This is a genomic window from Paenisporosarcina cavernae, assembly GCF_003595195.1.
GTDB classification, from domain to species: domain Bacteria; phylum Bacillota; class Bacilli; order Bacillales_A; family Planococcaceae; genus Paenisporosarcina; species Paenisporosarcina cavernae.
Window position 1 is genome coordinate 598,197 of the sequence record NZ_CP032418.1, and the last position, 26,177, is coordinate 624,373.

Sequence of the window (26,177 nt, forward strand, 5' to 3'; positions counted from 1 at the left end):
AAATTATTTCCTAGGAAATAATGAGTGCATTTGCAGGTCATTTTTGACTACGACGCTTCCACTACGCTCGAGTTTGTTCCATTTATGTCGATTGCCTGTAAAATAAAGGACGGTGCCGATAAGAAAGAAAAATGTGTCGAGGAGTCGGTAGGTAACGGTTTCAACAAGTGTGAAGAAGATGATTTGAACCCAACTCCTTTTGGAGAAGGTGAATCCTAATTTTAAGGCTTGTATATAACCTGCTACTCGAATGAGGATTTCGCTTAATGCAACAAGAAGAAGGAGTGCAATTAAACCAGGCGTTAAAGTGTCAGTAAGAAGTTTGTATGGGAGTAAAAGAAATGCAGATACTCCGACTAAGCTAAAGAGTAGAGATTCGCTGAGTAAAAAGAGCGAGAATCGAAAACTTAACTTATGGAAGAAACAAAGTTTGTAGCGGTTCAGGCAGTCTAAAAATCCTTTTTGCCAACGAATGCGTTGATGAAAAAGCGAAGAGAATTGTTCTGGGACTTCAGTGTAACAAACGGCTGTTGGAAGAAATGCGAGACGCTCGTTCTGGTTACGATTGTGAATGTAGTGCTGCAAACGAAAGGTAATTTCCATGTCTTCTCCGATTGTGTCGACAAACCCTCCGATTTCTTGGAGGACGGTTTTACGAAATGCACCAAATGCGCCGGATACAACACCAATTACATTCCAGGAAGATTGAAGTCTTTTGCGAATGTAAAAAGAGGATAGATACCCGGAGAGTTGATAGCGCAGTAAGTTGTTAGTTGGATACTCAGATGTTCCTTTTGCATGTATGACTTGCCCGACGTGAACCATGCCACCAAGTGCCAGAACTTTCCTGTTTTCGAACGCTTGATTCACTTTCAGTAAGCTGTCTTGTTCTAAAATAGAGTCCGCGTCTAGTGTGACGATTATTTCTCCAGAAGCTAACGCAATTCCGCGGTTTAATGCAGCCGCTTTTCCCGCATTCACTTGGTCTACGACAAGTATTTCTGGGTACAATCTCGATCGGTAGCAACACTTCAGTCCATAAAAGACTGCTGGTGATTCAGTCGATGGGGCTTCGAGGGTTAAATCCAGTAAATCATTCAAAATCTGCACGGTATTATCAGTTGATCCGTCGCTAATAATGATCGCTTCTTTGTTGTGGTAGAGGATGTTTTTCCAGCCATGAAGACACTTTTCTAAAACAAGTTCTTCGTTATATGCAGGAATGAGAACGGATATTTTTCGTTCTTTTTTAGGAATGAATGTATGTTCGGAGAATCCATTGTGATGCCACCTAGGATCTCGAAGTGAAGTGAGGAGGTACATGAGCTGTAGCGCCATGTAACATCCAAAAATGAATAAGAGCGCGGTGCTCAAGTGTTTCCTCCTTTTACGTATCTCGTTCGTAGATCCGGACATAATCGACAACCATTTCAGTTGAGGTTGGTGTTGATGCGTCAGGTGTTTCAGCCCACACTCCACCAACTGCGACATTCATCCATACATACATCGGTGTGTGACTGATATTGGCTGTACGAAATGTTTCGACACCATTTAAGGAGAAGATTAAGTTCTCTTTTGACCAATCGAGCGTGTAAATATTCCAGTCTGCACCAATATAATCGGTGGTAACGAAATTGTCGTTGGTTGTTTCATTCACATGCGCCACATGCCAGAGTTCTTCAGGCTTTTGTCCAATCATTTCGACAATGTCAATTTCAGGGAAGGCTTCGTTGTTTGCAGGGAGTAGCCAAATCGCTGGGAACATTCCTTTTCCTTCGGGGAGCTTGGCGCGGATGACAAATTTCCCGTAAAGAGGCTCAAATCGGTTTTGAGTGGTGACCGCGCCGCTTCGGTAGGCAAATTCTTTGTAGGGTATGTTGTCTGTTTGTAAATGAAGCATGCCATTTTCAATGGAGACTTGTTCGGGTAGGTAGTGGTGCAGGCGACCATGTGCGGTAGTTCCAAGGTGTACTTTATTCCAAAGAAGTGTACTTGTTTCTGGGTCGTCAAATTCATCTTGAAAAACGAGGTTCCAGCCAGGAACTGCAAATGTCGTTGGTTTTGCGATGGGGATTGGATCTGAATGTGTTTCTGCGGGTGCAGAGGAACAGCCACTTAATAGAAGCAAAAGTAAAACGATGTGTTTCAAGTGATCATGCCTCCTACATGCATACGATACAATTTATGCAAGACGCAGGATATGTATGAATGGAAGATCGACGAGTCCAACCAGAAGTGATAGTGTGATGATAGGGGGAATGAAAATGGAACGATTTCGATTTTTACTATATATTGCATTGCTAGTTGAAGGTATCATGGCTCTGCCTATTTTAGGATATATCGTGGCTGCAGGAACAGCCTATCTCTTGCTTGTCGTAAGTTTCGTCATCCATGTGATAAACTTTATGTATTTATCCAGATGGGGAGCGAACAATCGTCCAGCTATTATGGGAATTGTATCGAGTGTACTTGGGTTCATTCCATTCATTGGGTTTGTCTTACATGTGATTACATTTCTTATGTATTTAGCGGCGGTACAAAAACGGGAATATATTTTTTAAAGGAAAATGAAACTTTTTACTTTCTCAACCGTATTGATGGCATAGGGAGGAATGGTCATGAGTAATTTACGTACATTCAAAATTGTCGCATTAGTATTAGAAGCAATTTTAGCAGTACCACTAATTGGAGGTACCATTGTTATAGGATCAGGTTATTTCGCATTAGGCTTAATGTTTGTGATCCATTTAATCATTTTAGTGTTAGCAGCGAAAACGTATACGTCTAAAACAGCAGCAATCGCTGGACTTATCACAAGTGCAATCGCATGGATTCCTGTTTTAGGATGGGTGTTACACTGTGTAACAGCGATTTTATATGCGATTGAAGTCATTGCGAATCGAGATTAAGCATTAAAAAGTTTAAACCCTGATTGTTGGAAATTATCCGGCGGTTGGGGTTTTCTTATGAGGAAATTGTGGATAACAAAGTGGAAAATGTGTATAAGTTTGTGTTTATTGTGAATAAAAAGAAGTGTTTGGGGATAATGAGGAGTATTTTATTGCATAAAATAAACTTATTCACAAGGCTGTTAATAAGTTGTTCATAACATGACGACATTATGTGGCATACATTCTGCTCAATCGGGGTAATGATGAAGTATTACGGTGGAGTGGGAGGAACAAAGATGCAACCAAAAAACAAGATGAATAAAGGAATCATAGCAGCGTTGTCTGCAATTGGACTTGCCCAAGGTTTAAAAATTGTGACACATAAACGATTGACTGGAAATTGGGATGTGAAACAAGCGTTGACAACAGGTGGAATGCCAAGCTCACATTCAGCAGGTGTCATGGCTTTAGCATCATATGTCGCGACAAATAAAGGATGGCGCCATACAGAAACAGCGCTTGCGACAGTATTTGGCGTAATTGTGATGTATGATGCGCAAGGAATTCGCCGGCATACAGGAGAAATTGCGACACTTGTAAATGATCTAGAAGATCAAGTGACGAAAATTTCCGGGACGTTTCCGTCTTTTGAATATACCGAACGTGAAAAAGAACTGAAAGAATTACTCGGACATCAACCAGTTGAAGTGTTTGTCGGTGCAATGCTAGGAATTTTACACGGTTATATTGCCGCGAAATTAGAGGATGATTGGAAGAGACACAAAGTAGCACAAAATACGAATAAACGGCTCAATCATGAACAGTACGAACGCATGGCACAGCGGGGAAGCTGGGATTAAGATTTTTCATGTATAATTTGCGTTTCAACTCACATGCTATGAAAAAGGATGTGGGGCGATTGAAACGTGTGTCATTTTTCGGGAGAAAAATTGCGCAAGGCAAGTTGAATAAGTTATCGGAGAAAGAAAAAAGACGGTTGAAAATAAAAGATGGTCAACATGAACATCATGTCGACGAACGCGGAGGAAATTAATCCTTCGTGTTTTTTTGTAGGTTTGTGAAATCCTGTCGAAGTTTGTTGAAAAAGAAGGATTTAAAGTGGTATTAATAGAATACATCTGTTGGGAATAATTTTTAAAAATATTTTTGTATAATGACAAAAAAATAATAGAAAAACTGAATTCATTTCCGGATTTTTTAGTTCTTTTGTCTATCTTAAAACTTTTTATCTCATAGCAAGAGTGATATATTTTAACTACATAGGTTTTGGGGTGATGAGATGTTAAAATTTCTAGATAATTATTGGATATATGGACTTCTTTTTGTCGCATTTTTGTATTTATTTTTAGTGGAAGGCTTACACGTTTTCGGTGATTATCTAGGGCAATTACATCTGTGGACTATTTTATCGTTTGGCGTGTTGTTTTTCATTGGTGGGGCACTACATTTTCAAACGAAGTATCGAAAAGAAGAATTAAAACAGTTAGCCGAGTTAAATGAAGCAGTATATACCACAATCGAACGTTCGGAAATTGGCACGTATGTGTTTCAAGATTCTCGCGTGATTTATGCGAATCAACGATTTTGCGATATTTTCGGTTATCCGAAAGATTTTGTTTATACGGAAAAATTTCAACAAACGGTATTTACCGATGATGTGCTCGAACTATTAAGAGGAAATTGGGAAGAACAATTAAATGAACAATTGAGTTCTTCCTCTTATTTGACGTCGTTTCGCAATAGCGAAGGGGAGACACGCGTTATTGAAGTGTACCCAGAAATTGTGACACTTCAAGGAAATAAAGCGATTGCAGGAAGTATTATCGATGTGACACACCGAGAAGAAATGGAACAGTTACTTGCGAAAAATGAACAGAATTATCGATCACTGTTTGACTATAACCCGAATGCAGTGTATTCCATGACTTTAGATGGTACGTTGACGAATATTAACCATGTGTTAGAAGAAATACTTGGAGCACCAAAAGAAGAAATTGAAAATGTGAATTTTCGAGATTTTGTTCTCCCTCAATTTATGGAGACTACTGTCGAACATTTTGAAAAAGCAAAACGAGGAGAGCCGCAGAATTACTACACAGCTGGAGTACAGCGAGACGGATCGCATGCGGATTTACTGATTACAAACATTCCTATTTATGACAAAGGGGAAGTTGTGGGTGTTTATGGAATCGCGCAAGATATTACAGCACAAAAGGCTGCAGAGAGAAAGTTAGAATCGATTGCGTATTTGGATCATTTGACGGGATTGCCAAATCGGTTTCATTTTCATTCGCATTTAGAAGAGGCGATGAAACGCGCAGATGAAAGCGGAAAATCTATAGCCGTTCTATTTATCGATTTTGATCATTTTAAAGGGATAAATGACACGCTTGGCCATCGAATGGGAGACGAGTTGCTCATCCAGCTTTCGAAACGCATGAAAGCAGAATTGCGGGCTGGAGATTTCATTTCCAGACAAGGTGGAGATGAGTTTCTTCTATTATTTGAAGATATTACGAAGGAAGAAATGCATGATTTAGTAGGGCGATTAGTGGCAACCATTTCTACTCCCATTCTAGTAAAAGATCATGAGTTAAAAATGACCCCTAGTATAGGAGTGGCAATGTATCCCCTGTTTGGAGAGACTCCGGACCATCTAATCAAAAATGCCGATATGGCCATGTATGCGGCGAAAGAAAAAGGACGAAACAACTACCAGTTTTACTCAGAAGAATTAGACGTTCGCGTGACACGGAAAATTAATATTGAAGCACAGCTACAAAAAGCGATTGAAAAAAATGAGTTATCACTTGTCTATCAACCACAACTCGACTTAGCGACATTGGAAGTGGTTGGAGTAGAAGCGCTGTTACGCTGGAATCCGGAAGATATGAACGTGACGCCTTCCGAATTTATCCCAATTGCCGAACAAACAGGATTGATCTTGCCTATCGGAGAATGGGTATTAAAAACGGCTTGTAATCAAATGAAGCAGTGGATCGATGAGTGCGGAGAACTTAATATCGCTATTTCCGTCAATGTATCGAGTCGACAATTAGTTGAGTCCGATTTTTTAGAAGTAGTGGAAAAAGCATTAAAAGAAGCAAATTTAGCTCCACATCTACTTGAAATAGAGATAACCGAAAGCGTGTTACTAGATGTCGATCGCACGACACAAGTGATTCAAGCACTTAAAAATTTAGGCGTTCGTATTTCTATCGATGATTTCGGGGCAGGACATTCTTCTCTAAATGTTCTACGCAATGTGCAAATTGATACGTTGAAGCTTGACCGATCACTCGTGATGGATGTGCATAAAGGAAATCGAATGGAAGTTCTTGTGACAAGTATTATTGAGTTAGGGAAAAAGCTACATACAGGAGTTGTCGTCGAAGGAATCGAGACAGCACAACAAGCAGACCATTTCCGAGCGTTTAATGTGATTGGACAAGGATATTACTTCAGTCGACCAGTGCCGGCTGCAGAAATACGCGCGAAATGGTTACGATGTAATAAAGGAAGAAAGTTTTGAGGTAGATTTTTTCCGAAAATAACGATTTTCACAGTTTACAAGTTGAATGTAAAGAGGTGAATTGGATGAATGAATCAAGTCAAATGTTGCAACAAATCATCGATGCATTAGAAGATCATACGGTTATTACCGATTCAAACGGGGACATTTTATATGCCAATACGTCGTGGGAAAAATTTTGTCTTGAAAACAATGGCATTATGGAACGGGCATCTGTTGGAACTAATTATTTGGATGTACTAAGTAAGAGTCAAATGGTTGTTGAACATCGTGCGTTTCAGTCGATTGTAGACGGTTCGATAGAAGAATTCACCATGGAATATCCGTGTCATTCGGAGATAGAAACTCGTTGGTTCCGTATGACTGCTCGTGCATTGACGATTAATGAGGCTACAACAGGATTGATCATCCGTCACCGAGATATCTCCACGGAAAATATGCTTAAAATGGAAACGGAAAATTTCCTGGAAAGCATAACTGATGCTTTCTACACACTCGATGCCGAATTTAGATTTGTGCATTTAAATACGGTTGCGATGAAACAATTAAATAAACCTTTAGAAAGATTAATCGGTCAAAACATCTGGAAAGTCTATCCCGAAACTATTGGAACCGATATTTACACCAATTATATTGAATCGATGGAAGACAGAAAGCCACGAAATTTCGATACATTTTATTTGCCAGCCCAAAAGTGGTATTCGATGCATTTACATCCTTCGCGAGATGGGGGATTAACAGTTTACTTCCAAGATATAACGTTTCGAAAATCCTTTGAAACAGAACTGAAGCAGTATGCGTATTTTGATGAACTAACCAATTTACCGAATCGCCGCTGGATGATTGAACGAATTGAAGCGGCAATATCGGACGGGACGAAGTGTGCAATTTTATATATGGATATTGACGGCTTTAAAAATATCAACGATCTATATGGCCATGTAAAAGGGGATGTCTTGCTCTCGAAAGTTGGAGAGAAGTTGATGAGAGCGGTAGAAGGACATGGCAAGATTGGGCGCATTGGTGGCGACGAATTTTTAGTGTTCGTCAAAGACAAAAGCATGTTTGAACTCGAAATTTTGGCAAGACAGATTTTGTCGATTTTTTCAAAACCGATTGCGATTGATGAGTATTTCTCGTTTTCCGTCAGTGTCAGTATCGGAATTAGTCGTTTTCCGGAAAATTCCAGTGATTTACATGAATTGATGAGCTATGCCGATACGTCGATGTATCGTGCAAAGAAACTACGCGGCAATCAGTTTCGCTTTTACGAGTCGGAAATGACAAAAGAATTATCGAGAAGAATTCATATTGAAAATGAGTTGGCGAAGGATCTAAAAGAGCGAGGGGTATATTTTCATTACCAACCACAAATTGACTATACCACAAGGCACTTAGTCGGCTTTGAAGTGCTGTCTCGTTGGAATCATCCAAGTTTAGGTCCGATTTCTCCTTTGGAATTTATCGAAATTGCGGAGGAAAGTGGCAATATTCTAAAACTGACACACCATTTAATGGCGGAAGTCTTTTCAAATATGACTCGGTGGAAAAAACAATTTCAATTCACGAAACCCGTGTCGATCAATGTGACACCGTATTTGTTGTCTCAGCGAACGTTTTTCGATGACTTTTTTGATCTACTGGAGAGGTATGAGATTGAACCGTCGATGATCGAATTGGAAATTACGGAAGACACAGAAATTGTTGCGTCAGAAGAAACACTTGCCAATATGCGGTTGTGTAAAGATAAAGGAATACGGATTGCGATTGATGACTTTGGAACTGGCTATTCGATGTTAAAATCACTTAGTTATTTTCCGGTCAATAAAATCAAAATCGATCGGTATTTTATTAACCAAATTGGTAAAGACCCGATTATCGAATCCATCATTAAATCCATTGTCGATTTCTCATACAATTTGGACTGCCAGCTTGTTGCTGAAGGGGTAGAAACATACGAGGAAGCGGAGTTTTTAGCGGCAAATGGATGTAGCGTACATCAAGGGTTTTATCTAGAAGCACCGCTTGATGCGCTAGAGTTTGAAGAGAAATATATTGTGAAGACGCAAGTTGGGGAGGTGTGAGATGATGCAGCCTTCCGTGACAATCAAATCAGAAACAATTGAAGATGCGATTCAACAAGCATTGAGTATTTTAGATGCATCGATTGATGAAGTGGATATTTCCGTGTTGTCTTCTCCCACTAAGTCGATTTTTGGCAATCAAAAAGCACTTGCAGAAGTGAAAATTACGAAACTGGCGCCAAAAGACGAGTTAACGATCGAATCATTTGTGGATCAGTTCGAAACTCACGTAGAAGAAGAAAACACTGTATGCGGAATATGGATTATCGACGAAAAAGTGCATGTGTCATCGACGAAAAACCGTTACCCGATTTTAGAAGTTGGTCAAGGGGTCGAGGTATGGATTAACGGCGTACAAGTGACGCAGCGGCAAGTGATTGCATCCGATGATCAAATGAGATTGAAAACAACGGATGAATTGGTTCCTGCTACGTTTTCAATTGAGCTAGAACCGCAAAATATGACTGCTTATTTAGATGTAAAACAAGGAAAACGCGTGAAGCGACGTGTCAAAGACGTTCCAATGAGTGATTCCGTCGTGGTGGAAGCAGAGGAAGAAGTGCTTCCGATGTTTGATTTGAAGATGGAAGAAGTAATGGAAAAAGTGAAAATCATGAACATGGTCGGTGTGGACTATGCAGCGATTGCTTCTGCTGTCAATTCCTTAGAAGGTGGACGTGTGGCGATTGCGAAAGGAACTCCACCTGTGAAAGGTCGAGATGGATACTTAGAAATTTTGTATGACAACGATGTATTTCAATCCGTTCGTGATCAACGTGCACGGGTTGATTTCCGAGAGAAAAACGCCATTCTTACAGTGGAAGAAGGGGATGTTCTCGCGCAAATTATACCAGCGACAAACGGAAAGCCAGGAAAAGATGTGTTTGGAAACGTCATCCTTCCGCCAGTGGTGCAAGAAGTGGATTTACGACTGACGAATCATGTTGCACAAAAGGAAGCGCGTATTATCGCGGTCACATCTGGAAGACCACTGATTGAAACGCGCGGCCGTCTTGTTAAAGTGGACATCGTCAAAGAATTAATTCACCACGGTGACGTCACGATTGAATCGGGAAACATACGATTCCAAGGGGATGTTGTCATAAAAGGAGATATCGACGATTCTATGGTGGTGGAAGCTGCTGGCCGAATTACGATTGATGGAAACTGTACGAAAGCGGAAATTACGTCCGCTCAGTCAGTGCTTGTTCGTAAGAATGTCTTTTCGACGTCCATTAATGTCGGGAAAGCAAATATCATCATTAATGAATTAGTGTTGATGCTACGCGGTATTGTACCTCAATTTGAACAAATGCGAACGGCAATTCGTCAAATTATGGAAGTGAATAACCAGACGAAAGAAGAATTGCAAGTACATCAGTTGCATCATTTGATTCGCTTATTAATGGAAAAGAAATTTCCTTTATTAAAAGAAAAGGTCCATATGCTCATTCAAAAAGTGCGTGAAAATCACGCGGTTCTGGATCGTGAATGGACCGATATGGCCGATAAATTAAATCAACACATTCTCGTGTTATCGACGCAAACGAATACGAATGATTATTCCCCACTAGTCGATGAAGTGCGCGAGTTATACGAAATGTATTGTATCCCGCCAGAGCCAAAGTCGAATTTGTCGTTGTCGTACGCGATTAATAGCCATTTGTATTGTAGTGGGAATATCTTTGTGACAGATCAGGGAGCTTATCATTGTAATATCCAAGCAGGGAATGCAGTGCGCATCGCAAATGTTTGCCGTGGAGGCATGATTGTTGCGGGGAAAAATGCGACATTTGATGAACTAGGTTCGGAAATTGGCGTGAAAACGATTGTTCAAGTGCCGCATGATGGGTTAATTCAAATCAATCACGTCTATCAAGGGACAGAAATTCACATTGGTAATCGCCGCCATACATTTGCAGTCGAGGAGTATCACGTGAAAGCGCACATTGGAGCAGATGGCATGATTGCTTTGAGATAGTGCATGAAGTGGTTTAGAAATAGAAGGAGTTTTGAAAGGGGAATGGGAGATGGAAAATAAGCATCAGATGACAGTGCAAGGTAAAGGGGAGGAAGTTCTTCTTTTTTCAAATGGTTACGGTTGCGATCAGAGTATGTGGCGGAATGTCACGCCAGCTTTTGTCGATGAGTACAAAGTCGTGACATTTAATCATGTCGGATCTGGGAAATCGGACGTCTCCTTTTATTCCAGCGAAAAGTACGGTTCGCTTCACGGTTATGCGGAGGATGTCATTGAAATTATTGTGTCACTTGGTGGCGATCCGGTTCATTATGTCGGGCATTCGGTGAGTGGTATGATTGGTATTTTAGCAGCGAACAAACGACCCGAGTTGTTTCGAGAGTTAATTTTAATTGGGCCATCTGCTCGTTATTTGAATGATTATCCGGATTACATTGGGGGCTTTGAAGAAAAGGATTTACAAGAACTTTTCGGATTAATGGAAGCCAATTTCGACGAATGGGCGAAATACTTAGCGCCAATCGTGATGGAAAATGAAGACCGCCCTTATTTGAAGCAAGAACTCGTCGATAATTTTACTACTGGGAATAAAGAAATTTCGAAGGAATTCGCGCGTGTTACGTTTTATTGTGACCATCGCCGAGATGTACGGCATGTGCGAGTGCCAGTTCATATTTTACAAACGAAGCATGACGGTGTCGTTCCGCTTGAAGCAGCAGAATATTTAGTCGAAACCATTCCGGATGCATCGATTCAAATAATGGAAGCGACTGGTCATTACCCGCAACTATCGCAACCTGAAGAAACAATTCGCCACATCCAATCGAAAGTGAAGGGTGATGATCCTTCGTGAATGAACGATTACAACATGCGCAGGTAGGATTTGTGCACCTTGATGATGAAGGAAGAGTGATTCAAGTGAACAACCATGTGCTGTCTTAGACAGGGTTGCTGCACTACGAAGTGGAAGGGGTTTCATTTCAAGAATTATTGACACTCGCTTCACGAGTATATTTTCAATCGTTCTTTTTACCGAACATTAACTTGAAGCGCAATATTGCGGAGATGTACGTTACGCTGCGGGCTGTGAAAGAGGATTTACCGATTGTCCTAAATGGACAGCTGTTAGAAAACGGTGAAATTGAAATTTATTTCATTGCAGTGCCAACACGAGAACGGTATGTGCGGAAGATAAATGAAGAGCGAGAAGTATTGATCGCCCAACGGAATATGTAGGAGAGTACCCTAGTTAGCAGATGATTGCTGACTAGGGTTATGTTATTAGGAGTAGTGGATTCGTAGCAATTCTGTGACAAGAGAGGCTATCTAAAGACGCACTTTGGTGCGATTCTGGCGATTTATGTGCGATACAGCGGAATTGTGTGCGATTCGTGCCGCTTTTTTATAATTTCTGCAGGATTATTAAGCTTTTTATATCTTGAGATCCAAACTACTTTGATTGGCAGAGATTAAATTGGACCGTTTTCGCATTAGCGAAAACGCACTCATCATAGTTTGAGATATCATTTATGTCTTATTCGATATAAAGAATAGGTACTACACCACATTCATGGTGCGATATTTTGAGATTTTGTGCGATAGTAGGTCGTGTTGGTGCGATAAATCGGGAAAATGTAATAGAAAGACAAATATGTGATAGTTCGCATGGAAGAACATCTTCAACGCTTGTGAGGAGATGGAGTTAGATGATTGCTGACTGGATTATTAGGAGTAGTGGAATTGTATTAATACTGTTAAGAGAGAGGCTATCTAAAGACGCACTTTGGTGCGATTCTGGCGATTTATGTGCGATAGAGGGTTATGTTGGTGCGATTGATCGGGAAAATGTAATAGAAAGACAAATATGTGATAGTTCGCAGTGTGATGCGAGACTTGCCACATTCCCAGTTCCCTATTAAATTGCGCTTTCGATTCCGGCATTTTATGATAGATAGAGGAGGTGCGCAATGTTATGAAGAATACATATTATAGTAATTTACTTTTACGAGTGGCGGCAATTTTCGGATTGATTGGTGCAGTACTAGGGAGTCATATGGCGGGTTCGATGGATTATAGTTGGCGACCTGTTCATGCACATATTTTGGTGGTGGGGTGGCTGTCTTTATTCGCATGGGCAGTGTTTTACCGTGTGTTTAAACCGGTGCCGAACTGGATGAGTGCGCTGCATGTGTACTGTGCGATTATCGGCGTGACGCTGTTAACGCTTGGAATGGCGATGAATATTTTCGTTGATATTCCTAGAGCGCTCTATTTGTTTGTGTATATTGGTGGCGGCGTAACGGTGTTAGTCAGTTTTGGGGCATTTGTTTTGCAGACGTGGAGAAAACAAGAATAGTTGGAGGGGATGGGTATGAAACGTGCACTTGTAATGGGAGGAACTCGATTTTTTGGGGTTCGCTTGGTCGAGGGGTTACTGGAAAAAGGGTATGATGTCACGATTGCCACTCGTGGAGTGACGAGTGATTCGTTTGGAGATCGAGTAAATCGCCTTGTGATAGATCGAGATGATTTGCATGCGTCGAAGGAATCGCTTCAACAACCCTGGGATGTCGTGTTTGACAACATTTGTTATGCATCGAAAGACGCGATGGAGGCGGTCGAGATTTTCGAAGGATATGTGAAAAAGTATGTTGTGACTTCTTCTAAATCCGTGTATTCATCGAAAGAAAACATCGGAGACTACACAGAAGAACATTTTGAACCAGTTGGGTATGAAATTGTAATTAATGATAAATCTGCATTTGCATATGACGAAGGAAAGCGCCAAGTAGAAGCGGTCTTTTTTCAACGAGCATCTTTTCCTGTAGTCGCAGTTCGCTTCCCAATTGTGCTAGGTGACAATGATTATACGAAGCGACTCGATTTTTATATCGAACATATTTTAACAGATCAACCATTTAAACTAGATCATCCAGAAGCGGCAATGGACTTCATTTCGGAAGAAGAAGCAGGGAGATTTCTTGTATGGGCAGGAGAATGTGATTTCGTCGGTCCTGTGAATGCTGACGCAAATGGACATGTCGAGATGGGAGAGCTTGTTCGGATGATCGAAGAAGTGACAGAAAAGTCAGCGGTCATCGAAGAAGAAGGAGAAAATTCTCCGTATAACCTCGAAAAGACGTGGTTGATTAGCAATAAACTGGCTGAATCAGCTGGCTTTCAATTTACTCAGTTAGTAGATTGGTTACCCGGACTAATTGAGAGACGAGTAAATGAATTATCCTAAGGTAAAGATGAGGCTACGGTCTCATCTTTTTTTATATTTTTCTTGTAAATAGTTTTTTAATTATCTAAAACAGTTCAATTAGATTATATAAAAATGGTACTATCATACGATAATAATACAAAAGAAAGGAGATACCTTCATGAAAAAAATTATCTTATTTATTCCTATCCTCTTCCTATCATTCTTCTTCTTCTCTCCTCAAACGATGAATGCCACAATAACGGATAAAGCACGTGTCATCGTGACATTTGAAGATTCTATTAGCTCTCGTGCGTTACAAAAAGCACAAGCAGACATAACGATGACAAGTGAGAATGAGGAAATTGTTGCTGCGGAAATTCCAGTTTCCTACATCGATGATTTACGACGTGATCCAAGCGTTCAAAAAGTGGAATTAGATCCAATCGTCAAAGTGAATGCAGATTTTATGGAATATGGACTTACGCTTACAGAAATTCCACAAGCTTGGAATGAAAACTTTTTTGGCAATGGTGTGAAAGTGGCTATTATCGACAGTGGAATTGCTTCACATGAAGATTTACATATTGCAGGTGGTGTGTCATTCGTCGATTATACAACGAGTTTTTCTGATGATAATGGACACGGTACGCATGTCGCTGGAATTATTGCTGCACAACATAATTCTATTGGGGTTGCTGGAATTGCGCCAAATGTGGATTTATTTTCTGTCAAATCGATGAATCAAGACGGCGAATCGTATTTGTCCGATGTTATCGCGGGGATCGACTGGTCCATTGAACACCAAATGGACATAATCAACATGAGTTTTGGCACACAAGTGGATTCGTTCGCGTTCCACACCATTTTACAAAAAGCAGAAGCGGCTGGCATTCTGTTAGTAGGTGCTGCGGGAAATGATGGGACAGGGTTTGGAGATACAGTGGATTATCCAGCAAAATACGAAGAAGTAATCGCAGTAAGTGCAGTGGATCAAAATTCACGTCATGCTTCGTTTTCATCTACTGGTCCTGCATTAGAAATTGCAGCTCCAGGTGTTGGAATTGCGAGTACGTATATTGGAAATCAATACGCTCGAATGAGCGGAACTTCTATGGCTGCTCCGTATGTAGCTGGGTACGCTGCGTTATTAAAACAAGCTTATCCAACAAAAAGTACAACAGAATTGCGAAAAATCTTAACGGCAACAAGCACAGATTTAGGTGATATAGGACGTGATATCCTATATGGATTCGGTCTTCTTCACGCTTCGTCTTTAGATGTGGATAGTGAAACGACGTCTCCTACTCAACCAGTCAATGAACCCACTGCCACAGATACAGTAGACAATGAAAAAGTGGTACCCCCACTCTTACCAGAACCTACTCCAGATGAATCACCTGAGCCCGAAAAAACTCCTGCAAAAAGTCCGGAATTTGTAGATGTTCCAACTAATTTTTGGGCACATGATGCAATTCAACAGCTTACGGAGTTAGGAATTATTAACGGTTTTCCTAATGGAACATTTGCTCCGTCTAATTCGATTCGAAGAGACCATGTTGCCGCTATGTTGTACCGGCTAAATCCAGTGGAAAGCCCTTCTACTGAAGAGGTATTTAAAGACGTATCTTCATCGTATTCATTTTACAAAGAAATTTATGCAATGAAACAACAAGGTGTTTTTTCTGGAAATAATGGTTACTTCTTTCCTCGTGAAAAATTAACACGTGCAGAAATGGCGAAAATTTTAGTCGAAGTTTTTGATTTAACTGGTAGCGCGGATGCTCCATTTAAAGATGTTTCTCAAAATATGTGGGCTAAAACATATATAGATATTTTATATGCAAATAATATTACAAAAGGATCTGCTGGTAATTTCCATCCGGCTGCACCTGTTACACGTGCAGAATTCGCAGTGTTCGTTACAAGAGCACTGGAAAAATAGATTCTTTAGAGTTTTTCATTTTAATAATAGTTTTAGGTCTCTCATTTTTAAAATAAATTTCCTGGATCAAAGAATCCTATCAAAATATGATGCAAAATAGTCTTACTATCATATGTCTCTGTAACAATTACAATACAGTTGGAATAGGTTTAAATTACGTTTTGATGTACTCATTTCTATCCAAATTCCACCTGTATACCTTTAATCATCATCTGGAATAAAACCGCAAAATTATAGTGTCAGAAAAAATGCGACCCGAAAAAGGCATCTATTGTAATGAATTAGTACTTAAACTATTCAACTAACAAAAGATGTTTTTTTCGATTTCCATTTGACAATAGAATATTATACGGTTCAAGCTAAGGATACTTTTAGAGTGAGTTTGTATCAGGGAGTGTACATGACGAATGATTGATATCGAAATCATAAAGGAGAAACCACTATAAATCTTTCGACATCAAAAATCTAACGCTCTTGGTACAACGACATCCACATACAGAAAAGCGATAAAAATCTCGCCTGATTTCTAAGATGTCTCGCTTCTCCACTCCTATCTACCAATTATTTCATCCTGGATTTTTTTACATAGTTTGGATTTAAAATTCAGAGCACTGATCATTGCAATTAAAATATCAAAGTTGTTACCGTTTCTTTTTTTAGTTTTTACACAAACCATAAGAACATGTTAATTTCCTTGTAAACATATAATTTTATAAAGACAATTTCTTCCAATCAGTTGATTTCAATAATTAATAATAAGATACCGAAAACTCATCTCACTTTCAGGAGTGATGAACGGTTTTTTGTAAACTTGATAAATTAAGCAGCTAAATAATAATGTAGCACTATATTTTTTAAAAAAACTTGGAAGCTAACGAATTATGATTCAATCAGATTTCGCCTTCTCCTAATCTTCACAATAACCCAATTCGACAAAACAATATCCTATTCGGTAGAGTATGCAACCCGATTTCGAAATCCCCAACCCAATCACGATCGTCCGTAACCGAATACGCCATTTTCCAACCCATTCAATTCTCACCAAACAAAAAAGTGACTCGCGCCAAGCGAATCACTCTTTTTTACCGTTTTATCATGTTGACCATTCTCGTAAAGCCTGTTGGATAAATTAGTCGCAAAGTACAAACGTATACGACAACGCCAATCGCTACAAGCACCCCAAGTTGGATCAATGAGTACCAATTTTCTTCGGGTAAAAACATTTTCACTGCATAGAGTACCGCTCCCATTACAACTCCTGGAATAAGAACTCGCCACGCCATATCACCGACTCGACGAAGTTGATTCCATCCTAAATCGCGGTAGACAACGATTAACGAAACTGTAAAGTAATACACACTAACCACAGATGCTGCAAAGGCGAGTGCTGGATACCCATATTCATCCACTAAAAACCAGTTCATCGCGAAGTTGACGGCAATTGTTGTGACACTGATGGAAAAGACAACTGCCGTTTTTCCGCGTGCATACATCGACTTCGATAAGATCAATTGCATACCTTGGAATAATATAATCGGTAAATACCATAACAATGCTACAAACGTTCTCTCGACATCGATATCGGTAAATCTACCACGCTCGTACACAAACGATAGCGCGGCTTCTCCCACAAAAAATAACCCAATCGTTATCGGTAGCAATGTCACAAACGATATTTCCATACCACGAAATACAGTATCGCGGAATTTCTTCCCATCATCGATTTGTTCACTCATTAACGTAAAAATAATAGCCGCTAGAGTTGTTGCATAAATCGCATTGGGAATACTTATCAAGAGCGAGGCATTATTTAAATATGTGACAGAACCTTCTAACACGCCGTCTCCAGAAGCAAATGCTTTATTCACAAACAAATTAATTTGCCCGACGACCGAATTTAAGAGGGAAGGAACGATAAGGATAAGAAATGCTTTTTGAAAATCTTTTTCCATTCGCATGTCGGGTTTCCATTTGTAATCGGATTTCCTTAAGTAAATTAGCTGAATTACAACTCCAACAATCGTTCCGAAAATGAAGCCGTACACAAGAGAATAAATTCCCCACACGTCGCTAAAGAGTAGTGCAAAGACTGCTGCCATCAAAGTTGCAAGTAATTTCGCTAATTGACTTGGAACGAAAATCCGTCGACTTTGTAAATAAGAGTCGAGCAACCCGGTTAACGCAATCACCGTCATAAAGGCGAAAAATACTTGTGTCATTCCAATTGCATAAGGTGCAATGGAGTCTTTCATATTTCCGTAAATGAGTGGAACAAATGTCGGTGCGAAAATCCATCCGACAATACTTATGCCGATAAAGACGACCATCGTCCAGTTCAACAAGGCATTGGCGTTTTGATCAGAAGAGTCGACTCCTGATTTCTTTCGTTTCACATACATCGGCAAAAACACATTATTAAACCCTGTTGCGATCATTGCCACGACAAGTGTGATGAATCCGAACGCTAAAAAGTAGCCATCTGTTTGTGCAGAAGCACCGAATTCTTTTGCGACAATCGCTTCACGTAAAAAACCGGACAACTTCAAAAGAAGTGCCAGTCCGGTCGTCCAAATTGCGGCTTTTTTTAAACTACTCATGTGAAATCCCTAACGCTTTCTTGTAAATCGACTCATACTTTTCTGCTGCGGCAAAATGAGAATATTCCGCCTCGATTTTTGCTCGAGCTGCTTTGGCTAATGAAGAACCTTCCTCATTATTCTGGAGAAGTCGAATCATCGCATCGCTCAATGCGTCAATGTTACGTTCCTCTACAAGTAACCCATCGTTCTCGTGAGAGACGATTTCTTTTAACCCACCTACTGCACATGCGATTAATGGTACACCAGCACCCATTGCTTCCAATGCAGAAATGGATGTTGCTTCCTCTACGCCTGCACTATATATAGAAGGAACTAAAATCACATCACTAAGTGCGTAATAATCCAGCATATCTTTGTGATCGATTGCACCTAACATCGTAATGTGATCTTTAACCCCAAGTTCCGTAGCTTTAGCTTTTATTTCGTCAAACATTTCTCCCGTCCCAGCAAACACAATTCGTGAATTTGGAAACTTCTCTAAAACAGGAGGAAATGCCAATACTGGATAAATAACGCCGTTTTTACGTGTGAGACGTCGTGGAACAAAGAAAATTTTCTCGTCCAGACCAAATCCGTATTTTTGACGGAACTCATTACGTTTTTCGACGTTCGGTCGGAATGACTCGACGTCGATAAAGTTTTTAATCATTGTTCCATTAACGCCTGTTTCTTTCTTCACGTAATCCTTAATGCGTGTATCCACAGTAATGACTTCACGTGTGGCGGTGTAGCCTACTCGTTCGACTGCCATTAAGTGATCCGCGTGTTTGGAGTTTTCAGCAACGGAACCTTTCGAAATTCCTTCATACGTTAAATAACCATGTACCGTTGTAACTGTAGGAAGTCCCGCTTCTAAGGAAGCTCGAGTCGCGAAAACATCTTGGGCATTTATCACATCATACTGTTTGTATTTCGCTTGTTTTAACATGTCTGTTAAAAAACCTTGTCTACGTTCAAGCGTCCAAACATATCCTGCGCCTAATGAGACCTTATTTAATAAGAAGGAAGGGCCTCTTGCGATAAAATCGCGTTTCCATTTTGGAACATCTGAGAAAGACAACGTGTCCACTTGATGACCGCGATTTTCTAGACCAGCTTTGAGCGTTGTCATATGTGTGGATAATCCACCTAAATGAGGGTAATCATAAGAAGTAACTAATAGTATTTTCATTATTCAATACCTTTACTTTCCGAATTTTTCTTTCAATAATGTTACGTTACGTCTTGCTTCTTGACGAAGTGCTTCGACGTTCGGTTCCATCGTTTGTTGTGCGGTATCTTTATTATCAAGTAAATATAATGCATTCTGTAAAAGCTTTTGTTCATCAATTTCGCCTAATCGGAAGGAGTAGTCCCACATTCCAGATCGTTTCAAGAAACTTTCTACTTTTTTATCATAGCTAAATCCTAAATGCGGCACATTACTGAGTGCAGAGAAGATAAGGGCGTGGAGTCTTAGGCCAATCGTCAAGTCAGCATGTTGGATGAAATTCAAAAATTGATTCGGCGTGTAGTCCGAACCCAACATTCTCGTTTTGTCCGCATGTTTCATGAGGGATAACACGTCATTCGAAGCAGGAACATCGTATTTTCCTTCCATTGGAACGAAAACAGGAAGTACTCCTCGTTCTTCGATTAATGCATCTAATACGTGTGCCATTTTTTCGATATAATCTGGATGATCGAACCAAGGTCGAACGGTAACAGCAACAATTTTTTCATTGCCAGTTAATGCAAGGGATTCATACGCTATGTCATCTTGGTCCGCTTGAAAAGCAAAGACGATATCAGCTGTTACAACCGTTTCCGGACGCTTTACACCTAAAGAATGTAAATACTCTTTCGAGTAGCTATCCCGAACTGTGACAAAGTCCGCCATGTTCGCAAAAACCTTCATCAAGATTTTGCCCCACGTAGATGTAACAGGTCCGATTCCTTGGGAGAAAAACATCACTTTTGCCCCGCATAGTTTTGCGAGGAAAACGATGAGTAAGTAATATGGAAGTGGACCAAACAAGAATTTCGTGGGGTACGTATCTTGAAGTAATCCGCCACCACCAGAAACGAGTAAATCTGCTTCACGAAGTGCTTGTACTTTTTCTTTGTTTTGATGTCTCCAACCACGGTAAATGGATTTAACGTTGTGTTCTTTTGCGGTATTTTCTGGCGATAATGAAAAGACGGTAATATCTGGGTTATCTAATTCGACACGTAAATTGTCGACAATTGCTTTTAAAATTGCTTCATCACCTGTATTGCCAAGGCCATAAAAGCCTGAAAGTACGATTTTCAAAATGTGTTCCTCCTATTGACATATGACCAAATTTTATCACTTGTCCGTACGTCTGTGCAACTAACCGCAGAATCTGCTATACTATGTAAATTGAATGCGCATGAATGGTAGGTAGAAATGAATGGAAACGTACTTAAATATTAAGGTTTCTTCGTATACATATGAGGGAATTATAGAGCAGTTGGACAAGCGTATAGCCACTGGTGAGCAATCGACCATTATCGCGGTAAATCCAGAAAAAATAATTGCAGCACAAAAGAATGATGAATTGAAAACATTAATCAATGAATCGACCTTCCAAATTCCAGATGGAGTTGGCGTGTTGCTTGCCTCCAAGTTGAAAAATGGAACTATTCGTTCCCGCGTTACCGGTGTCGATATGATGGCGAGATTACTTGATTTTGCTGCTGAAAAAGGGCTTCCTGTCTATTTTTATGGCGCAAAAGAAGAAGTGGTTACAAAAGCAATTTCTTCTATTAAAAAAGATCGACCCAATTTACAAGTCGCAGGATACGACAATGGATATGTGCATGATGAAGAGAAACTTGTCGAACGAATACATACTTCAGGAGCTCGAATCTTGTTTGTTGCACTGGGAAGTCCGAAGCAGGAACTTTTCATAAAACGGAACTTAGCAAACTTACCTAACGTCAAAGTATTTCAAGGAGTCGGTGGAAGCTTTGATGTGTTCTCAGGAACCGTTAAGAGAGCGCCAGCGATTTTTAGAAAATTTGGATTGGAATGGTTGTACCGATTAATGAGCAATCCAAGTCGAATCAAACGACAAATGAATTTACCCATCTTTTTATTCAAAATTTTAACCGATAAAAAATGAGAAGGAGCACCAACATGAAAAAGTCAATTTGTGTTGTAGGTCTTGGATACATTGGACTTCCTACAGCGGTGATGTTTGCCAACCACGGACACAAAGTCCACGGGATGGACGTAAATAGTAAAGCAGTCGACATGATTGCAGCGAAACAATTACATATTGAAGAAAATGGTTTACAAGAACGATTAAATGATGCCATCGATTCAGGTAATCTCACTGTATCGACTTCACCTGTTAAAGCAGATGTCTTTATCATTGCTGTGCCTTCTCCAATTAAAGAAGACAAGACAGCTAATCTAGAATATGTTCGTACCGCTACAGCATCAGTCGTACCATTTTTAGAAAAAGGCAATTTAGTCGTATTGGAATCGACTGTTCCACCACGTACAGTGGAAGACGTTATGATGCCAGAGCTTATTCAAGCGGGATTAGAAATCGGCACGGAATTATTTGTTTCTCATTCACCTGAGCGTGTGATTCCAGGACGAGTATTTGAAGAACTAGTGTCAAACGATCGTATCATCGGTGGTATAAATTCGGCATCCGCTAAAATGACAACGGAATTATACGAATCCTTTGTTGTGGGGAAAATGCATGAAACAGATGCGACAACAGCTGAACTTGTTAAAGTGATGGAAAACACCTATCGTGACGTGAATATCGCATTTGCCAACGAGCTTGCAAAAATTGCAAAAACACTTGGCGTAAATATTTGGGAGGCAATCAGGCTTGCGAACTTCCATCCACGCGTGAATATTCATATGCCTGGACCAGGCGTTGGTGGGCACTGTATCGCCGTCGATCCATGGTTTTTAGTCGAGCTTGATCCAGAACAAGCGAAAATCATTCACCTTGCTCGTCAAACAAATGACGGCATGCCATCATATACGGCTCAAATGACGGTCGACCTACTTCGAGCAAAAGGAATTGATGCACCGAAAGTCGCTGTATTTGGACTAGCTTTTAAAGGGAACATCGATGACATGCGTGAAAGTCCTTCAGTTGATGTCGTGAAGCAATTGCGCGGACGGAAAGTTAATTTAACTGCGTTTGACCCGCATATTAAACTCAATAATTTAGACGAACAAACGCAAAATCAACAAGAAGCATTAAAAGACGCAAATGGGTTACTCATTTTAACGGATCATCAAGCATTCCGAGCACTAGATCCGGAACAAGTAGGAAAAGAAATGGCGACAAGAGTAGTCATCGATACGAAAAATTGTTTAGATCGTTCGAAGTGGGAAGAAGCAGGATTTGATGTGTACGTTTTAGGAGACTCGAAAAATGGAGGGGACTATTAATATGAAGAAAGTCCGTAAAGCCATTATCCCAGCCGCAGGGCTAGGCACTCGATTCCTTCCTGCAACAAAGGCAATGCCAAAAGAAATGTTGCCAATTGTTGATAAACCGACCATTCAGTATATCGTCGAGGAAGCGATTGCTTCTGGTATAGAAGATATTATTATTGTCACTGGGAAAGACAAGCGTGCAATAGAGGATCACTTTGATACAAACACGTTGCTTGAAACGACGTTAAAAGATAAAAACAAAATGGAATTGCTAGAGGAAGTGCAAGAGTCGGGTAAAGTGGAAATACACTACATCCGTCAAAAAGCACCCCTTGGCCTTGGACATGCCGTATGGACAGCGCGCAAATTCATTGGTGATGAACCCTTTGCTGTTCTTCTCGGAGATGACATAGTTCAAGCCGAAACACCATGCTTAAAACAATTAATTGACCAATACGAAAAAACGCAATCATCCGTCATTGGAGTGATGGAAGTACCAGAAGATGAAACGCATCGGTATGGGGTTATTGATCCTGAAAGTAAGGAAGGACCACTGTATGATGTGAAAAAGTTTGTGGAAAAACCAGCTGCTGGGACTGCTCCATCGAACATGGCAATCATCGGTCGCTACGTCTTCACTCCTGAAATCTTTTCATTTTTAGAAGAAAAGGAAATTGGTGCAGGTGGCGAAATACAATTAACAGATGCGATTGAAAAGTTAAACGGAGAGCAGTCGGTTTATGCGTATGCATTTGAAGGAAGCCGATACGACGTGGGAGAAAAACTAGGTTTTGTGGAAACAACTATTGAATTTGCGTTGAAGCGTCCTGAACTTCGGGATGATTTACTTGCCTATATGAAAAAGCAAGTGGAGAAGTATTCATGAAGATTTTGTTAGTAGCAAATATGTACCCATCAAAAGCATTTCCGAGCTACGGTGTATTTGTGCGAAATACAGAGAATATTTTGCTAGATGCTGGCTTTAATGTGGAAAAAGTAGTGCTTCAGAAAAAAATGGGGAAAGTGGCAAAGTTACTTGGATATGCGAAATACTATGCCTCCATTGTGAAAAACGGCTTACGGACTGACATTGATGTTTTGTATGTCCATTATGCTGCACATAACGCATTCCCACTTTTATTGCTAAAAAAAATGAAACCTTCTGTAAAAATTGTGACTAATGTGCATGGTAGTGATGTTGTTCCTGAAGTACAATCGCAGGAAAAGTTTCAGCCATATGTTAAGCGATTGCTCGAAATATCAACCACAATTATTACACCATCAAATTATTATAAGAAGCTTGTTCGAAAAAAATACGGTGTTACAACTCCAATCGAGGTATTCCCTTCTGGTGGAGTGAATGAAACGGTATTTTACCCGCAACACGAAAATCGTGACTCATTGTGTTCTGACTTAGGACTAGATCCAAGTTTTCGCTACGTAGGATTAGTAAATCGGTTAGACGTAGGTAAAGGATGGCAATTCTTTGTAGAAGCGGCCGCCCAATACATTCAGGAGAATAGAGATTCTGATGTTCGTTTTATTGTGGTGGGTTCTGGAAAAGAAGAGGACGCTTTCAAACAAAGCGTTCTTGATCAAAACCTTCAAAACCATCTTATTCATTTTCCATTGATGAAACAACAAGACTTAGCGAAAATCTACAATGTCATTGAAGTATTCGTCTTTCCAACCATACGAGAAGGCGAGAGCTTAGGTCTAGTTGGACTAGAGTCAATGGCTTGTCGCACACCTATTATTGGAAGTGCGATGGCTGGGTTGCTGGATTATACAGTAGACGGAAAAAATGGGTGGTTATTTGAACCAAGCAATGCGAACGATTTATATGTAAAACTAGTGCATGTGTTATCTCTTTCTAGGTTAGAACGAGAAAAAATTGCGGAACAAGCGTACCTTACGGCGCAAACGTATGAACAAAAAGCAGTACAACCAAAATTAGCTCAAATTTTTTCTTCAATTGAGCAGGGATGAAAAGGATTTTAAAATGATACAAACATTACTTCAAAAAAAATATCTTCTATATATACTTGCATTCATTATCGTTCAACCGGTAATCGATGTGTTAACAACATTCTCCATTTACGTGTTAGAAATTGATGTTACATTTGGTGTAATAATCCGTGTAGCATTTATGGTGCTTATGGGAGTTCTCCTCTTACTATTTGCGATGAAATCGAAACAAGCAAAACTCTTTGTCGTCTATTTAATAGGGCTTGCTATCATGATCGTCATCAATATCTATCTAAATACTTCCACTAAAGATCCGTACTATTTATTTGACGAACTAAAGTTTTTCAATAAAGTGGTCTATTTCCACGTTGTTTTCCTAGGGTTCTTACTTGTTTATGAGGAGTTAACTCGATTAAAAGTAGATGTAGAAAAAAAGACAACTTCTTATTTATTCTACTCAGGAGTTATCATTGGACTTGTCTTTATTTTGGCTCAAATAACGGGTACAAGCCTAGCGAACTATGCATCCTACAAAAAAGGATTTTCTGGATGGTTCTTTGCAGGAAACGAAATCGGAGCAATCATGGCAATGGTGCTTCCAATCGTCGCTTTGTATGCAATTGAACGGACTGCCAATGCGAAAAAACCATGGTTTTGGATTCCGTTTGTCATGCTTTCAATGGGAATGCTAGCACTTGGAACAAAGGTGGGGTATGGTGGAATTCTTGTCGTGTTACTTTCAGTTGCAATCGGTAGCCTGATTATTTGGTTTTGGAAAAAAGAAGCAACAAAAAAAGTGAAATCTAATTTCGTCGTTTCTGTTTCTCTTATAGTTTTACTTGCTGTTGCTACACCTTTCACACCTGTTTTTAGTAACATGTATGCGCACCTTGACTTATTAAACATTGATTTTGGTGGAGAAGACGCACCAGGTGAAGTAGAACCTGAAGATGAAGAACCGGTTATTACAGAAGAAGAATTTCAAAATCTGGTCTTTAGTTCAAGAGAGAAATACGTAAAAGAATTTGCTCAAGACTTCAATCAAGCACCAACTACACAAAAGATATTCGGTATGGGATTTGCTGGTAATTACGATGAGAAAGAACTTGGAAAAGATCTGAAAATGATAGAAATGGATTTTTACGATTTGTTTTACTCATTTGGATGGCTAGGTTTCATCTATTTAATGACACCTTTTTTCTATTATGCAGTCCGCATAATTGTAAAATTCGTTAAAAATCTGAAAGAATATTTCACATACGAATATATGTTATATGGTGTAGCATTATTACTAGGATTAGGAATAGCATATACAGCTGGACATGTCTTTACTGCTCCAGCAGTGTCTATCTATTTAGCAATGCTTCTTGCATTTATGAACCGATGGACACCGACTATTAAACTATAAAACTTCAGAAAATAGGCCAATCGGTGTGCGACCGATTGGCCTATTTTGGTAATTTTCTAAAAATATACGTGAAATATACAGATATTAGTTGATATTCATTATTTATTTGCTAAAATAGAATAGAA

General features: G+C 39.8%; 22 protein-coding genes. 17 read left to right on the forward strand and 5 right to left on the reverse strand.

All coding sequences use genetic code 11. The features are described 5' to 3' along the window. Positions 1-3: 3 nt before the first annotated feature. Both D3873_RS03050 and D3873_RS03055 read right to left on the reverse strand, forming a co-directional pair. Positions 4-1,374 (reverse strand): glycosyltransferase family 2 protein, encoded by a 1,371-nt coding sequence (locus D3873_RS03050; protein WP_162920124.1) that lies wholly within the window; start codon positions 1,372-1,374, stop codon positions 4-6. Positions 1,375-1,387: 13 nt separating this feature from the next. After that, positions 1,388-2,149 (reverse strand): glycoside hydrolase family 16 protein, encoded by a 762-nt coding sequence (locus D3873_RS03055; protein WP_162920125.1) that lies wholly within the window; start codon positions 2,147-2,149, stop codon positions 1,388-1,390. 115 nt (positions 2,150-2,264) lie between these two features. On the opposite strand from D3873_RS03055, the gene D3873_RS03060 reads away from it, so the two are divergent. The 12 genes from D3873_RS03060 (at position 2,265) to D3873_RS03120 (ending at position 15,659) form a co-directional block, all read left to right on the forward strand. Then, positions 2,265-2,561 (forward strand): hypothetical protein, encoded by a 297-nt coding sequence (locus D3873_RS03060; protein WP_119882639.1) that lies wholly within the window; start codon positions 2,265-2,267, stop codon positions 2,559-2,561. A gap of 57 nt (positions 2,562-2,618) precedes the next feature. Next, entirely contained in the window at positions 2,619-2,909 is a 291-nt protein-coding gene (locus tag D3873_RS03065; protein WP_119882640.1) for a hypothetical protein, read from the forward strand. A gap of 296 nt (positions 2,910-3,205) precedes the next feature. Then, positions 3,206-3,751 (forward strand): divergent PAP2 family protein, encoded by a 546-nt coding sequence (locus tag D3873_RS03070; protein WP_119884463.1) that lies wholly within the window; start codon positions 3,206-3,208, stop codon positions 3,749-3,751. A 59-nt stretch (positions 3,752-3,810) separates the two neighbouring features. Continuing rightward, positions 3,811-3,945 carry a hypothetical protein gene (locus D3873_RS13620; RefSeq protein WP_274379963.1) on the forward strand — a complete coding sequence of 45 codons (135 nt, stop codon included), beginning with the start codon at positions 3,811-3,813 and terminating at the stop codon, positions 3,943-3,945. 246 nt (positions 3,946-4,191) lie between these two features. Beyond that, entirely contained in the window at positions 4,192-6,444 is a 2,253-nt protein-coding gene (locus tag D3873_RS03080) for a sensor domain-containing protein (protein WP_119882642.1), read from the forward strand. Positions 6,445-6,509: 65 nt separating this feature from the next. Beyond that, on the forward strand, positions 6,510-8,528 hold the full coding sequence (locus D3873_RS03085) for an EAL domain-containing protein (protein WP_119882643.1): 2,019 nt from the start codon (positions 6,510-6,512) through the stop codon (positions 8,526-8,528). 1 nt (position 8,529) lies between these two features. After that, positions 8,530-10,509, forward strand: a complete 1,980-nt coding sequence (locus D3873_RS03090; RefSeq protein WP_119882644.1) for a flagellar assembly protein A — start codon at positions 8,530-8,532, stop codon at positions 10,507-10,509. 49 nt (positions 10,510-10,558) lie between these two features. After that, positions 10,559-11,362 carry an alpha/beta fold hydrolase gene (locus D3873_RS03095; protein WP_119882645.1) on the forward strand — a complete coding sequence of 268 codons (804 nt, stop codon included), beginning with the start codon at positions 10,559-10,561 and terminating at the stop codon, positions 11,360-11,362. Positions 11,363-11,457: 95 nt separating this feature from the next. Further along, on the forward strand, positions 11,458-11,745 hold the full coding sequence (locus D3873_RS03100; protein ID WP_162920126.1) for a hypothetical protein: 288 nt from the start codon (positions 11,458-11,460) through the stop codon (positions 11,743-11,745). 736 nt (positions 11,746-12,481) lie between these two features. After that, positions 12,482-12,865, forward strand: a complete 384-nt coding sequence (locus tag D3873_RS03110; RefSeq protein ID WP_119882648.1) for a hypothetical protein — start codon at positions 12,482-12,484, stop codon at positions 12,863-12,865. Between the two features lie 15 nt (positions 12,866-12,880). Further along, positions 12,881-13,756: an NAD-dependent epimerase/dehydratase family protein gene (locus tag D3873_RS03115; protein WP_119882649.1), complete on the forward strand. Its 876-nt coding sequence runs from the start codon at positions 12,881-12,883 to the stop codon at positions 13,754-13,756. A 139-nt stretch (positions 13,757-13,895) separates the two neighbouring features. After that, a complete protein-coding gene (locus D3873_RS03120) occupies positions 13,896-15,659 on the forward strand; it encodes a S8 family peptidase (RefSeq protein ID WP_119882650.1) in 1,764 nt (587 codons plus the stop codon). Between the two features lie 1,082 nt (positions 15,660-16,741). Here the strand turns inward: D3873_RS03120 and murJ are convergent. The 3 genes from murJ to csaB are packed head-to-tail and all read right to left on the reverse strand — an operon-like array spanning position 16,742 to position 20,552. Next, positions 16,742-18,256 carry a murein biosynthesis integral membrane protein MurJ gene (murJ, locus tag D3873_RS03125; protein WP_119882651.1) on the reverse strand — a complete coding sequence of 505 codons (1,515 nt, stop codon included), beginning with the start codon at positions 18,254-18,256 and terminating at the stop codon, positions 16,742-16,744. Continuing rightward, positions 18,249-19,430 (reverse strand): glycosyltransferase family 4 protein, encoded by a 1,182-nt coding sequence (locus D3873_RS03130; protein ID WP_119882652.1) that lies wholly within the window; start codon positions 19,428-19,430, stop codon positions 18,249-18,251. Before D3873_RS03130 ends, murJ begins: the two co-directional genes overlap by 8 nt. A gap of 12 nt (positions 19,431-19,442) precedes the next feature. After that, positions 19,443-20,552, reverse strand: a complete 1,110-nt coding sequence (csaB, locus tag D3873_RS03135; RefSeq protein WP_119882653.1) for a polysaccharide pyruvyl transferase CsaB — start codon at positions 20,550-20,552, stop codon at positions 19,443-19,445. Positions 20,553-20,673: 121 nt separating this feature from the next. On the opposite strand from csaB, the gene D3873_RS03140 reads away from it, so the two are divergent. Genes D3873_RS03140 through D3873_RS03160 form a run of 5 tightly spaced genes read left to right on the forward strand, consistent with a single transcriptional unit; the run spans position 20,674 to position 26,052 of the window. Further along, a complete protein-coding gene (locus D3873_RS03140; RefSeq protein WP_119882654.1) occupies positions 20,674-21,387 on the forward strand; it encodes a WecB/TagA/CpsF family glycosyltransferase in 714 nt (237 codons plus the stop codon). A gap of 14 nt (positions 21,388-21,401) precedes the next feature. Beyond that, complete coding sequence (locus D3873_RS03145) at positions 21,402-22,688, forward strand: nucleotide sugar dehydrogenase (RefSeq protein WP_119882655.1); 1,287 nt, start codon at positions 21,402-21,404, stop codon at positions 22,686-22,688. Position 22,689: 1 nt separating this feature from the next. Beyond that, positions 22,690-23,562 (forward strand): UTP--glucose-1-phosphate uridylyltransferase GalU, encoded by an 873-nt coding sequence (galU, locus tag D3873_RS03150; protein WP_119884464.1) that lies wholly within the window; start codon positions 22,690-22,692, stop codon positions 23,560-23,562. Further along, complete coding sequence (locus D3873_RS03155; RefSeq protein WP_119882656.1) at positions 23,559-24,665, forward strand: glycosyltransferase; 1,107 nt, start codon at positions 23,559-23,561, stop codon at positions 24,663-24,665. The genes galU and D3873_RS03155 overlap by 4 nt, the downstream gene beginning before the upstream one ends. 13 nt (positions 24,666-24,678) lie before the next feature. Next, positions 24,679-26,052 carry an O-antigen ligase family protein gene (locus D3873_RS03160; RefSeq protein WP_119882657.1) on the forward strand — a complete coding sequence of 458 codons (1,374 nt, stop codon included), beginning with the start codon at positions 24,679-24,681 and terminating at the stop codon, positions 26,050-26,052. Positions 26,053-26,177: the final 125 nt, after the last annotated feature.